Source organism: Streptomyces sp. NPDC049687 (genome assembly GCF_044465285.1).
Taxonomy (GTDB): Bacteria; Actinomycetota; Actinomycetes; order Streptomycetales; family Streptomycetaceae; genus Streptomyces.
Window position 1 is genome coordinate 1012264 of the sequence record NZ_JBITLN010000001.1, and the last position, 13350, is coordinate 1025613.

Sequence of the window (13350 nt, forward strand, 5' to 3'; positions counted from 1 at the left end):
CCCGGATCTACAGGGCTCCGGCGTCCCGGGCGGACCAGACGGACGGGTGGATCGGCCGGAAACCGAGGTCCCGGCGGATCCGCTGGTTGGACATGATCCCGAACCACGGGTCGGGATCGGTATGGGTGTGCATGTCGGCGGGCAGCTCGACGCCGTTGAGCTGGTACAGCTCCACGGCCGTCACGGGGGCGTCGTCGGCGATGTTGTAGATCGGCCCGCTCACGGCCGGCGCGTACAGGAGACGCAGCAGCCCCTGGGCGACGTCGGCGTGGTGGGCCATCTGCAGCCGCTGGGCCGGGGCCCAGTGCGCGGCCCAGCGCAGGGACTGGGCGAGATGCGGGTCGCCGTCGCCGTAGACGAAGGGCAGTCGCCCGATCCGTACCTGCATCCCCTCCCCCACGAGCGCGAGCAACTCCCGCTCGGCCGCCGCCTTGGACTCGTTGTAGGCACCCCACATCTGGCCGCCGGGCCGGACCTCGTCGTCCTCGGTCAACGGTCGCCCGCGTCCCACGCCGTACACCATCCCCGTGCTGACCTGCACGAACCGCCGTACCCCGGAGGCCAGTGCGGCGCGGCCCAGCTCCACCGCCGCGTCCCGGTTGACGGCCCAGGCCTCCTCGTCGGGCACCCCGCGGAAGGAGGCCGCGACGTTCACCACCGCGTCCGCCCCGGCCACCGCCTTGGCGAGCGCGTCCTCGTCCCGCAGATCCCCTACGACGACCTCGGCACCCAGCTCGGCGAAGGGCTCCCCGCGCACCGCGTCGCGCACCAGGACCCGTACCTGTTCGCCGGACTCCCGCTGGGCCAGCAGCCGCGGCACGAACCGCTTCCCGACCTGTCCCGTCGTCCCCGTCACCAGTGTCAGCATGATCTGCTCCTCGGTCTGTGCCACTCGGTCTGTGCCACTCGGTCTGTGCCACCACCCTCGGGCGGAGCCGGGCCGGCCGGGAGGGACCCGTCGATCAGGGGACCGGCAGTCCCTGGATAAGCCGGGCCGGGTGCCGCAGCCTGGAGAGGTGAACCGGACCGAACTCGCCGACTTCCTGCGCCACGGCCGGGCCCGGCTGGCCCCCTCGGACGTGGGCCTGGCCCCGGGCCCCCGCCGCCGTACCCCCGGACTGCGCCGCGAGGAGGTGGCCCAGCTGGCGGGCATGTCGGTGGACTACTACACGCGCCTGGAACAGCGCCGGGGTCCGCGGCCGTCCCGCCAGATGCTGACGGCACTGGCCCGCGCCCTGCGCCTCACCGACGACGAACGCGACCACCTCTTCCACCTGGCCGGCGAGGAGCCCCCGCGCCGCGAGACGCCGTCGGCCCACGTGCCGCCCGGCCTGATGCTGATCCTGGACCGCCTGTACGACACCCCGGCGCAGGTGGTGACCGACTGCGCAGAGGTCCTGGCCCAGAACGCGATGGCCAGGGCCCTGACCCTCGACGTCATGTCCCGCCCCCGGCGCGAACGCAACCTGGCCCGCCGCTACTTCCTGGACCCGGACGCGCGCGCCCTGTTCCCGGAGGAGGACCGCGAGGAACACGCCCGCGCGGCCGTGGCCAATCTGCGCGCAGTGACCGCCGCCCGCCCCGACGACCCGGAACCGGCCGCACTGGTCGCCGAACTCCGCGCGGAGAGCGAGGAGTTCGCCCACCTCTGGGACGCCCACGAGGTGGCCCTGCGCCACCGCGCCACCAAACGCTTCCAGCACCCCCTGGTCGGCCTCCTCGACCTCGACTGCGAGGTCATGCTCAGCCACGAACACCACCAGTACCTGATCATCCACACGGCCCGCCCGGGCACGGTCACCTATGAACGGCTGCGGTTGCTGCGGGTGGTGGGGTTGCAGGACTTCGCAACGAGCGGGGTGGAGCACGGGGACTGAGACCCCCACCTCGAGAACTACCGCTCCACATCACCCACTTGTCTCTGTTTGCCCATGTGCCTCCCCCGGGCATCACCTGCCTACTAAACAATGCGCACGGTGAACGGGGGTGGTGCGCGATGGAGCGCGAGCCGGTCGAGGACCTGGTGGTGGTCGTTCCTGGCATCATGGGCAGCCGCCTGGCGGTGGACGGACGCGAGGTGTGGGGGCCTTCGCCGGAAACGGTGTGGGGGACCATCAGAACGTTCGGCAGCTCGGTGAAGCAGTTGGCCCTTCCGAAGGACATCGGCGACGACCATCCCGGGGACAGCGTCGAACCGGTCGCCCTGTTCGGCTCGTTGCACGCGTTACCGGGTGTGTGGCCGCTGATCGCCGGCTACGACCGCCTCCTCGCCTGGCTGACGGACACCTTCACGCTGGACGGTACGACGTCCGAAGCACCGGGCAATCTCGTGGAGTTCGCCTACGACTGGCGGCTGTCGTGCCGCTACAACGCACGTCTTCTGGCCCGCCGGGTGGACGAGGCCCTGGGCCGCTGGCAGGCGTCCGCACCCGGGCGCCGGGACGCACGCGTGGCGCTGATCTGCCACTCCATGGGCGGCCTGGTGGGCCGCTACTACGTCGAGTGCCTGGGCGGCGCGGAGGTCACCCGCAGGCTGATCACCCTGGGCACGCCGCACCGGGGCTCGATCGGGGCGCTGGACTCCCTGGTGAGCGGCCACCGCGTCGGCCGGCGAGGACCGAGAATCGGCGCCCTGACGGACTTCGCCCGCAGCCTTCCCTGCCTGCACCAGCTCACGCCCTACTACGCCTGCCTCGAGAGCGCTACGGGACTGCTGTATCCGCGGGAGATCGCGGGCGGCCTGCCCGGTGTGGACCCCTGCCTCCTGCGGGACGCGCACCGCTTCCACACGCAGATCCGTACGGCCGCCTTGCAACGGGCGGCGCAGGGCGGCAGCGACCGCCTGTGCCTGCCCGTGGTGGGCGTGCGGCAGCCGACGGCGACGACCGCGACCCTGGACGGCGAGCGACTGCGGTTGTGCGAGACCACCGGGGACGCGGACGGGGGTGGCGACGGGCGCGTGCCACGGTTCGCGGCCTACCCCGCCGAGGTCCCCCTCGACAGCGAGGCCGTCGGGATCTCGTTCGCTCTGCATGGCAGCCTCAAGTCACACGCCGGTGTGCGGGAGAAGCTGTACGGGTGGCTCGCCCCCGCACCACGCGTCTGGCGGGGCACCGAGCCTGCCCACCCGTTGAGCGTGCGCGTCCCCGACCAGGTGGCCGCCGGCGAACCGCTGCCGGTGCACGCGCAGGCCGCCCTGGCAGGTGAGGGAGCGGACGAACTGGCCGTCCTGGCACAGCTGAAGGGCCCGGGTGGCTTCTGCGCGCAGCGCACGCTGCGCAACCTGGGAGGCGGCCGCTACGGCGGGCAGTTCACGGACCTCGGCCCGGGGGCGTACTGCGTGACGGTCCACGCGGAGACGGACCACCCGGCCGGCGCGGTGACGGCTCTGGCACTCGTGGGGGACGAAGGCGAGGACAGGTGAACGCCGACGCGGTCTCGGGGCACGAGGGAACATTCCTGGTCGTCGTGTACGACGCATACGAGGACGCGCGACGGTTCGTGCCGCTCGACGGGGCGGTCCAGCAGATCGAGGACCTGGCGGGCGAGTTGAGCCCCTTCGGCTACCGGTCGCTGGTCCTCGCCAACCCGGACCAGGACGAGCTGACCGTCGGACTCGGGCGGTGGGCGACGGAGTGGAAGGCCGAGGGGCAGCACGGCCCAGCGGTGGTGGCCTGGTCCGGACACGCCGAGGTCACCGCCGGGGGGGACCTCCAGCTCATCACCCGTGGGACGCAGAACCTCGACGACGACGAGGACTACTTCAGCGCCGAGCGCCTCACCAACCGGGCACTGTCCGGCCGGGCCGACCAGATTCTGATCCTCCTCGACACCTGCCACGCGGGAGCGGGCGCCCCCGCAGCCCTGAAGAAAGCCCTCACCTCGATGGCCAAGAGGACCCTGCCCGAGCCCCGGAGGGCCTGGCTGGGCGTGCTGGCCGCCTGTCGTGCGCACGAGCGCGCAGAGGGCGCCCGTGGCCTTCTGCTGGAGACGGTGCTGCAGGTACTGCGCCATGGGCCGACGCGGGACGGCACCCTCCCTGGGGGCCGGTACCGGCACGAGTGGAGCGTGCGCAACAAGGGCATCAGCGGCGAGACCCTCGCCCTGGCCGTCATGGAGGACTGGCCCGAGAGCGGCCAGATTCCGGTACGGGCCTCAGCGGGCACGCCCGAGCCGATGTTCCGCAACCCCCTGTGGCGCCCGAACGCGCGTGAGGCCCTGGTGGAGCACCTGGTCCTCGCGGCGAAGGGCATCGACCCGACGGAGGAAGGCTGGTTCTTCACCGGGCGCCACCGGATTCTGCGGGAGATCACGGACTGGCTGGCGGAGGGCCGGGCGGGCCTGTTGCTGCTGACCGGCAGCGCGGGCTCGGGAAAGTCCGCGGTGGCGGGCCGTATCGCCGCGCTCTCCCACCCGGAGGAACGCCGGGCCGTCCTCATCCACGCCCCGTTGTCGAAGGACGACCCGGACCCCGGGGAGAACAGCGTCGACGCGGCACTGCACCTGCGGGGCATGCGCCTGCAGGACATGGCCGAGGCGCTGGCCGAGAAACTGGGCCTGCCCGCGCCGGAGACACCGGCGGGCCTGATCGCCGCGCTGGAGGGCCTGGAGGCGGGGGGCGCGCGACGCCATGTCCTGGTGCTCGACGGCCTGGACGAGGCGGCCTCGGAGCAGGCGGGCCCCATCGCGGACCAGCTCCTCGTGCCGCTGAGCCGGTTGTGCACGGTACTGCTGGCCTCGCGGGACCGGCCGTTCCAGCCCCACCACGAGCCGGGGGAAAACCTCGACGCGGCTCTGACCCGTACCGTCGGGTCCACAGTGCGCGTGCTGGATCTGGACGAGGAGGAGGACACGGCCGGGGACATCGCCGTGTACGTACGCAGCCGACTGGTGGCCGACGGCGTGTCCAGGGCAACGGCCGACGACATCGCGCCGGTGCTGGCCCTGCGGGCCATCGGCGGCAACGGCGGCTTCCTCTTCGCCCGTGTCGTGGCCTCCTCCCTCGCCCGCCATCTCACCGCGGACCCCGACCGGCCCTGGCGCGAGCTGATCCCGGAGGGCATCACCGACGCCTTCGACCGCGACCTCGCCTCCGGCGCGGCACTGCACCGCGACGGCCACCTGTTGCCGCACGCGGCGGACGATCTCCTGACGGCACTGGCCTGGGGGGCGGGCAACGGCATGCCCGCGCACGGTGTGTGGGAGACCGTGGCGAAGGCCGTGAGTCATGACGGCACGACGTATGGGCCCGAGGACATCGACTGGGTCCTGCTGCACTACGGCCGGTACATCGTGGAGGACAGCGACGGGCAGCAGGCCGTGTACCGGCTCTATCACCGGGAGCTTGTCGGTCATCTGCAAAGACGCGGGGCGAGCGACGTGGCGGAGGGCAGGACACCCGCTCCGTGGACCGTCATCCATGAGCTCGCCGCGCTGGTCCTGAGGCAGACCGGGAACGGGGCGCATCCGCAGGAAGCGAACCCCTATCTGCGGCGGCATCTCGCGGATCACGCGCTGCCGGCGACGAACGTCGGCATCGCCGTACTCCGGCAACTCGTCGAGGCGAACGCCCCGGCGTACATGCACGTCCTCGCGTCGGCGTTGAACGACCTATCCGTGCTCTGCAAAGAGGCCGAGCTCCCCTTCGACGTGGTCGAACTGGCCGACGAAGCCGTTGGCATCCACCGCGAACTCGCCGAGTCCGATCCTGCCGCCCACCTCGCCGACCTCGCCGACTCGCTCAACAACCTCGCCATGCATCTGGGCGGGGCCGGACGACCGAAGGAAGCCGTGGAACCGGCACGGCAAGCCGTGGACCTTCGCCGTCGGCTCGCCCGCGACAACCCCGAGGCCCACCTCGCCGATCTGGCGGTCTCGCTCAACAACCTGTCCAGTCGGCTGTCGGACGTCGGACGTCGGGACGAGGCTCTGGCAGCGGTCGAAGAAGCCACCTCGCTGCATCGCGGACTCGCCCTCGACAGCCCGGCCACCCGCCTTCCCTACCTGGCAGCCTCACTCAACAACCTCGCCAGACAGTTGTCGGAAGCGGGGCGGTGGGAGGAAGGCGCACAGGCCATGGAGGAAGCCGCCTCCCTCTTCGACGAGTTCACCCACCCCGACTCCGGCGTCCATCTGCCCAACCGGGCGGCGTCACTCCTCAACCTCGCGGCGCATCGGGCAGAGATCGGACAGGTGGCGGAAGCTGTGATTCCGGCCCAACAGGCCGTGTCCCTCTACCGCGAACTCGCCCAGGACAGTCCGAGTATCCACCGCCCCAAGCTGGCGATGGCTCTCAGCAACCTTTCCAATCGGCTCCGCGCGGTCGGGCGGCGGCAGGAAGCCGTGGAGCCCGCCCAGGAAGCCGTCCGCATCCGCCGCGAACTCGCCCGCGACGACCCCGAAGCCCACACACCCGGTCTGGGGAACTCACTCAACAACCTCTCCCTGCGGCTGGCGGCGGTCGGGCGGCGGCAGGAAGCCGTGGAGCCCGCCCAGGAAGCCGTCCGCATCCGCCGCGAACTCGCCCGCGACAACCCCGAGATCCACACACGCGGGCTGGCGATCTCACTGAACAACCTCGCCCTGCGACTCGGGGAGGTGGGGCAACACAAGGAAGCCGTCGGCCTGGCCGAGGAGGCTCTCGGTATCCGCCGCGAGCTCGCCCGGCAGAACCCCACAGCCCACACCCGCGACCTGGCGAGCTCACTCGAAACCCTCGCCTTGCGGCTGTCGAAGGTCGGGCGGCACGCCGAAGCCGTGAAAGCGGCCCAGGAGGCCCTCGACATCCGCCGCCGACTCGTCCGTGACAACCCCGCGATCCACACCCCCGACCTGGCGGACTCGCTCAACACACTCGCCCTCCGCCTGGGTGCGGTCGAGCAGTGGGACAGAGCCCTGGAACTGGCCCAGGAGGCTGCCGCTCTCTACCGCGACCTCGCTCAGGAGAACCCTGCGGCGCATACACCCGACCTCGCCATGGTGCTCAACAACGTCGCCATGGCGCTGGCAGAGGCGGGACGACCGGACGAAGCCCTGGAACCGGCCCGGGAGGCTGTCCGCCTCCGCCGCGAACTCGCCCGCGAAACCCCGGCCGCCTATCTCCCCAACCTCGCCCTGGCACTCAGCAATCTCGCCAAGCATCTGGCAGCGGTCGGGCAACGTGAGGAAGCCGTACCACCCGCCGAGGAAGCCGTCCGTCTCTACCGCGACCTCTGCCGGGCCAACCCCGAAGGCTTCCTTTCCGGCCTCGCCATGGCACTCAACAACATCGGAGTCCACTTCGCCGGAGTCGGGCGGCGGGACGAAGCCCTGGCAGCGGCTCGGGAAGCCGTCGGCATCCGGCGCGAGCTCGCCCGCGACAACCCTGTGGCCCACCTCCCCGAGTTCGGCGAGTCACTCGACAACCTCGCGCGCCGGCTGACGGAGGGCGGACAGGAGGAAGCGGCCGAGCAGAGCTATCGAGAGGCCATCGACGCGTTCAGCGACCGACCGCTCGTCGCCGCGCAGTTCTCCTGCCGGCTCGCCGAATTCCTCTTGAGTGTCGAAGCCCACGAAGCAGCCGTGCACACCCTGTGTCCGCTCGCCGTCCAGCCCCCGGCCGACGCCGGCGTCGGCGCGCGCATCGTCCTCCGGTCACGCGGGTTCCTGCGCCAGGTGGTGCGTTCGCACCCCGAGCAGCGGGCGACCGTGTTGCGCCTGTGCGGCGACGGGGACGGGGCACGGCAATGGCTGGACGTCACAGAGGCGGCGCTGGAGTTGACGGCTTCCTGGCTCGACACCCCGACCTGGGAGGATTCCCGCGTCTTTCTGCACGCCCACCCCGACCTGCTCGGCGGTGAAGCCCTCCTGGCGCTCGGCCAATGGACGCTGATCGACACGACCGCCGACCTTCACAGGGATCTGCTGCGACACATAGCGGCCGGAACCCCGATCGACGCGGCGTATCGTCCGCTGGTCGTGCGGGAGGCCCTCGTCCAGTGGCTTTACAGCAGCGCCGGAGGAACCGACTGGGCGAACTCGGCAGCGCACCTGACAGCGCATGCCGAAGACCTCCTCGCTCCGGACACCGCCCTGGACCTGGCCGCCGCGAGCAGCTCCGAACCCGGCATGGAGCGGCTGTTCCGTATCCACCGCGCCATCCTGACGCTGGCGGCCCGGGACGGAGTCGCGTCCGCCTACGGACCGGTCATGGACCCGCAGGCGCTTCACGCGGGTCTGCGCGAGGCGGTGAGCGCCGCGCATCACGAAACACTGGGCCTACTCGCTGTGATCGAGGAGCTCGTCTCCGGGGCGCCTTGGGCCTCCGCCGTACACCGACTGGCCGCGCGGGCTCTGGCGGACGAACCCGTCGGCACCGAAGAGCCGACCCCCGAGGCCGTCCTCACCACCGCGGCCCGGCAACGGGAGCCCACCGCGGAGGAGCGCCACCAAGCCGCCTCCGAGATCGCCACCCTGATCGCCGCCCGCCCGGACCGGGCCGTCGAGCTGAGTCTCGTCCTCCGTGCGGCGATGGGCGATCATTCACGCATCGCGACACAACAGGGGGAAGCCTGATGCGAGTCGGCAGTTGGGGACTGGAACTGGTCTGTGTCTGCTATCTGTTGATCGTGTACATCACCAGCCGAGGGCTGATAGCCGCCCCCCGCTATCGGCTGCTGCAGGCGCGGCTGCGGGACTGCCGGTCCCGGGTGGAGTGCCTGGCCGCGGCCCGTGGCGACGATTCGCCGGAGAAGGCGGTGGTCGCCGCCGTGGCGGGCCGACTGGATGCTCTGGAGCTGGGTGGCACGGTGGTGTGGCGGCTGAGTTCCCGGTACGGGGTGATCGCGATCCCCTTGTCGAAGCTCGCCGCGGCCTGGCGGGCGCTGCATGCCTCGGAGCGTCGGCTTCTCGGTGTCGAACCGCCCGACGAGGTCCTCGCCCAGCGGGAGGTGCTGCTGATCCAGCTCGCCGCGTCGAGCGATGCGGGTGACGCGGAGCTGGCCGCGAAGCTCGCCGCCGAGGCCGCCGCCGACCCGCGTTCGGCCGAGGCCCGGGCTCTTGTGCTCGCCGCCGCGCAGCGCGTGCACGAGCTCGAGGACAGCGCGGCCGAGCGGGACTACGACCAGCAGCGCGTCGCGCTGTGGCTGGCGCTGACCGGGCTGTTCGCGATCCTGCTGATCGGCAGGGTGCTCGACCACCGGGAGACGATGCTGCTGGGCGCGCTGGGCGGCTTTCTGTCGCCGGTCGTGGGGGTGATGCGCTCGCAGCGTCCGTCGTCCTGGGGCGTGCTCGTCCTCGCGCCGGTCGGCGGTGCGCTGGCCGCGGTCGGGGGCCTGCTGCTCGTGCGGATGCTCGCCGACCCCGACCTCAACCTCCTCGGTCAGGTGTTCCTGGAGAACTCGTGGGGCGCCCCCGAACGCCCAATCGCCCTGGCCGTCGCCCTGCTCTTCGGATTCTCCGGCCAGCTGTTCTCCCGCCTGGCCCTCACCGCCACGGGCCAGCTGACCGCACCGGCACCGTCACCACGCGCGGTGTGACCCAGGGCCTGTCGTTCGGCCCTAGAAGCCCAGCTTCCGCAGCTGCTTCGGGTCGCGCTGCCAGTCCTTCGCGACCTTGACGTGGAGGTCCAGGAAGACCGGGGTGCCGAGCAGCGCCTCGATCTGTTTGCGGGACTTGATGCCCACGTCCTTCAGGCGGCGGCCCTTCGGGCCGATGATGATGCCCTTCTGGCTGGGGCGCTCGATGTAGATGTTGGCGTGGATGTCGAGGAGCGGCTTGTCGGCGGGACGGTCCTCGCGGGGGAGCATCTCCTCGACGACCACGGCGATGGAGTGCGGCAGTTCGTCGCGGACGCCCTCCAGGGCGGCCTCGCGGATCAGCTCGGCGACCATCACCTGCTCGGGCTCGTCCGTCAGGTCGCCCTCGGGGTACAGGGCGGGGCTCTCCGGGAGCATGGGGACCAGCAGGTCGGCCAGCAGTTCCACCTGCTTGTCGCCCACCGCCGAGACCGGGACGATCTCCGCCCACTCGATGCCCAGCTCCTTGCCCAGCTGGTCGATCGCGATGAGCTGCTCGGCGAGCGCCTTGGGGTCCACGAGGTCGGTCTTGGTGACGACCGCGACCTTCGGGGTCCGCTTGATCCCGGCGAGCTCCTTGGCGATGAACCGGTCGCCGGGGCCCAGCTTCTCGTTGGCCGGCAGACAGAAGCCGATCACGTCGACCTCCGCCCAGGTGGTGCGGACCACGTCGTTGAGGCGCTCGCCGAGCAGCGTGCGCGGTTTGTGCAGACCCGGGGTGTCGACGAGGATCAGCTGGGCGTCGGGCCGGTGCACGATGCCCCGGACCGTGTGCCGGGTCGTCTGCGGCCGGTTGGAGGTGATCGCCACCTTCTTCCCCACCAGAGCGTTCGTGAGGGTGGACTTGCCCGCGTTGGGGCGGCCCACGAAGCAGGCGAAGCCGGCACGGTGAAGGGTCCCGGCCGGCTGCTCGGATGACTGGTTACGAACGCTCATGGCCCCCATTCTCCCTGATCCATCGAGCCCCGCCGCACACACGAGCGGCAGAACCTTCCGTGGTGAGCTCCCGGAAACCTCCACGCAACGAAACGTCGCGGAAACACATCCGTATGCGACTGGAAACGCACGCCGGTGACTCTCTGACGAGCCCTCGCACCGATGGAGACACCGTGACGCCTCTCGCCGCCGCGCACGTGAACACCGGCGACACCGCCTGGCTGCTCGCCGCGACCGCCCTCGTCCTGCTGATGACCCCGGGCCTGGCCCTGTTCTACGGCGGCATGGTCCGCACGAAGAGCGTCCTCAACATGCTGATGATGAGCTTCGTGTCGATCGCGTTGGTCACGGTGGTGTGGCTGGCGGCCGGCTACTCCCTGGCCTTCGGCGACGACATCGGCGGCGGGCTGATCGGGGGGCTCGAGCACGCCGGGATGGCGGGCCTCGGACCGGACAGCGTCCAGGGCACCGTCCCCACCCTCCTCTTCGCCACCTTCCAGCTCACCTTCGCGATCATCACGGCGGCCCTGGTCAGCGGCGCGATCGCCGACCGCGCGAAGTTCGGCGCATGGCTGGTCTTCGTCCCCGTCTGGGCGCTGCTCGTATACGTTCCCGTCACCCACTGGGTGTGGGGCCCGGGCGGCTGGATCCTGAACGGGCTCGGCGCTCTCGATTTCGCGGGCGGTCTCCCGGTCGAGATCACCTCCGGCGCCTCCGGACTGGCGTTGTGCCTGGTCCTCGGGCCCCGCCTCGGCTTCAAGAAGGACGCGATGCGTCCGCACAACCTGCCCATGGTGATGCTGGGCGCGGGTCTGCTCTGGTTCGGCTGGTTCGGCTTCAACGCGGGCTCCGCCCTCGGCGCCAACGGCCTCGCCGCCGCGGCCTTCCTCAACACCCTCGCCGCCGGCTGCACCGGTCTGCTCGGCTGGCTCTTCGTCGAGCAGAAGCGCGACGGCCACCCCACCACCCTGGGCGCGGCCTCCGGCGCCGTCGCCGGTCTGGTCGCGATCACGCCCTCGTGCGGCTCGGTCTCCCTCCTCGGTGCCCTGGTCGTCGGCCTCGCCGCCGGTGTCGTCTGCTCGTACGCCGTGAGCTGGAAGTTCAGGCTGGACTACGACGACTCGCTCGACGTCGTCGGCGTCCACCTGGTAGGCGGTGTCATCGGCACCCTCCTGATCGGTGTCTTCGCGGTCGAGTCGATGACCGGGGGCGCGGAGGGTCTTCTGTACGGCGGCGGGCTCGCCCAGCTCGGCAGGCAGCTGGTGGCCGTGGTGGTCGTGGCGGCGTACGCCTTCGGTGTGACGTACGGCATCGGCAAGCTGCTCGACCGCACGATCGGCTTCCGGGCGGACGCGGACCAGGAGCACACCGGCCTGGACCTTACGGTTCACGCCGAGACCGCATACGATCACGGCGTCCTGGGCCATGGCGCCCCGGTCGCCCACTCCGTCCTCCCCTCCGCCCAGAAGGTCAAGCCGCAGGCATGAAGCTCATCACCGCGATCGTCAAGCCGTACCGCCTCGACGAGGTGAAGACCGCTCTTCAGGAACTCGGGGTCCACGGCCTGACCGTGACCGAGGCCAGCGGGTACGGCCGCCAGCGCGGCCACACCGAGGTGTACCGGGGTGCCGAGTACCAGGTCGATCTCGTGCCGAAGGTGCGTATCGAGGTCGTCGTCGAGGACGCGGAGTCCGACGCCGTGATCGACGCGATCGTGGGGGCCGCGCGGACCGGGAAGATCGGGGACGGGAAGGTGTGGGCGTTGCCCGTCGAGACCGTCGTACGGGTGCGGACCGGTGAGCGAGGGCCGGACGCGCTCTAGGCTCCGCTGGTCTGGCCGATTTTCGGCTGCGGGTGTGTGGGGGCCGGTCGCGCCGCCAGGGGGTCGCGGCGCCGCCTGATCAGGAACCACACCCCTCCCGCGATCCCGACCACCACTGTCCCCACCACCAGCCACGGCACCGCCACGAACGACGCCGTCGCCGACTCCTTCGTGTCCTTGGCGGTCGCCGTCAGTTTCACGTCCGCCCAGTCGAGCTGGGGGGCGCCGCTCCAGCGTTCGGTGAGGTGGACGCGCTGGCCGGGGAGCAGCTGGGAGGGGATCTTCTTCAGGTCGCGGGTCAGGAGCGCGCGGCCGAACAGGCCGCTCGCCGTCAGCCGCACCTTCGGTTCGAGGGTGACGTTCCCCGTGTTGTGCAGGGTGTAGGAGATCGTCGCCGTGCTGTCGCCGAGGCCGGGGACGAGGGGCTGGTGGTGGCTGATGTGGACGTTCTCGACGGCGAGGGCGGGAAGGGTGGGGCCGCCGACCGAGAGGTAGACCCGGGCGCCGACCGCCCGTTGCACGCCGAGCGCGACCGCGCCGTCGCCCTGGTCGATCCGCTCGTCGAGCGCGACGATCGCTCCCGGGTGGTCGCCGGGCTCCGCGCCCTCGGGCACCTTGACGGTGAACGGCACGGTGACGGTCTTGTGGCCGGCCACGGTGACCCGGTCCTTCGGCAGCTCGGCCCACGCGCCCACGCCCCGCATCCTCTCCCCCGGGGACTTCACGGCGAAGCCGCCGTCGCGCGCGGTGTTGTAGGCGTCGGCGGCGTAGAGCCGGAAGGTGAGGGGCTTGTCCGTCTTGTTGGCGACGACGACCTTGTCCTCGATCGTCTGCCCGGGGTCTGCGGAGACGTAGAAGTACGGCCGTGCGGCGACGGCCGAGGCAACGGGGTAGACGGACCAGCTGCCGTTGTCGGCGGCGCGGGCGGGTGACGCCCACAGCAGTGACAGCAGCATCGGCAGGATCGGCAGGAGGAGGGCGTACGGCTTGCGCATGGGTGCGGACCCCCGCGAACGGATGTGAAGGGCGGGGTGGTCG

9 protein-coding genes are annotated in these 13350 nt (G+C 71.3%); 6 read left to right on the plus strand and 3 right to left on the minus strand.

What is annotated here, in order from left to right:
- Positions 1–7: 7 nt before the first annotated feature.
- A complete protein-coding gene (locus tag ACIBVL_RS04620; RefSeq protein ID WP_399091613.1) occupies positions 8–868 on the minus strand; it encodes an NAD-dependent epimerase/dehydratase family protein in 861 nt (286 codons plus the stop codon).
- Between the two features lie 148 nt (positions 869–1016).
- On the opposite strand from ACIBVL_RS04620, the gene ACIBVL_RS04625 reads away from it, so the two are divergent.
- The 4 genes from ACIBVL_RS04625 (at position 1017) to ACIBVL_RS04640 (ending at position 9515) form a co-directional block, all read left to right on the plus strand.
- On the plus strand, positions 1017–1877 hold the full coding sequence (locus ACIBVL_RS04625) for a helix-turn-helix transcriptional regulator (RefSeq protein ID WP_399091616.1): 861 nt from the start codon (positions 1017–1019) through the stop codon (positions 1875–1877).
- Between the two features lie 119 nt (positions 1878–1996).
- On the plus strand, positions 1997–3424 hold the full coding sequence (locus tag ACIBVL_RS04630) for an esterase/lipase family protein (RefSeq protein ID WP_399091619.1): 1428 nt from the start codon (positions 1997–1999) through the stop codon (positions 3422–3424).
- Positions 3421–8553, plus strand: coding sequence for a tetratricopeptide repeat protein (locus tag ACIBVL_RS04635; protein WP_399091622.1), 5133 nt, complete (start codon positions 3421–3423; stop codon positions 8551–8553). The genes ACIBVL_RS04630 and ACIBVL_RS04635 overlap by 4 nt, the downstream gene beginning before the upstream one ends.
- Positions 8553–9515: a hypothetical protein gene (locus ACIBVL_RS04640; RefSeq protein WP_399091625.1), complete on the plus strand. Its 963-nt coding sequence runs from the start codon at positions 8553–8555 to the stop codon at positions 9513–9515. The genes ACIBVL_RS04635 and ACIBVL_RS04640 overlap by 1 nt, the downstream gene beginning before the upstream one ends.
- Before the next feature lie 21 nt (positions 9516–9536).
- On the opposite strand, the gene era is transcribed toward ACIBVL_RS04640, so the two are convergent.
- Positions 9537–10490: a GTPase Era gene (gene era / locus ACIBVL_RS04645; protein ID WP_399091628.1), complete on the minus strand. Its 954-nt coding sequence runs from the start codon at positions 10488–10490 to the stop codon at positions 9537–9539.
- Between the two features lie 113 nt (positions 10491–10603).
- Here era and ACIBVL_RS04650 point away from each other — a divergent pair, with 113 nt between their 5' ends.
- A complete protein-coding gene (locus tag ACIBVL_RS04650) occupies positions 10604–11977 on the plus strand; it encodes an ammonium transporter (RefSeq protein WP_399091631.1) in 1374 nt (457 codons plus the stop codon).
- Positions 11974–12312 carry a P-II family nitrogen regulator gene (locus tag ACIBVL_RS04655; protein ID WP_399091634.1) on the plus strand — a complete coding sequence of 113 codons (339 nt, stop codon included), beginning with the start codon at positions 11974–11976 and terminating at the stop codon, positions 12310–12312. The genes ACIBVL_RS04650 and ACIBVL_RS04655 overlap by 4 nt, the downstream gene beginning before the upstream one ends.
- Here ACIBVL_RS04655 and ACIBVL_RS04660 read toward each other — a convergent pair.
- Positions 12309–13307 carry a WxL protein peptidoglycan domain-containing protein gene (locus ACIBVL_RS04660; protein ID WP_399091637.1) on the minus strand — a complete coding sequence of 333 codons (999 nt, stop codon included), beginning with the start codon at positions 13305–13307 and terminating at the stop codon, positions 12309–12311. The genes ACIBVL_RS04655 and ACIBVL_RS04660 overlap by 4 nt on opposite strands.
- Between the last annotated feature and the right edge of the window lie 43 nt (positions 13308–13350).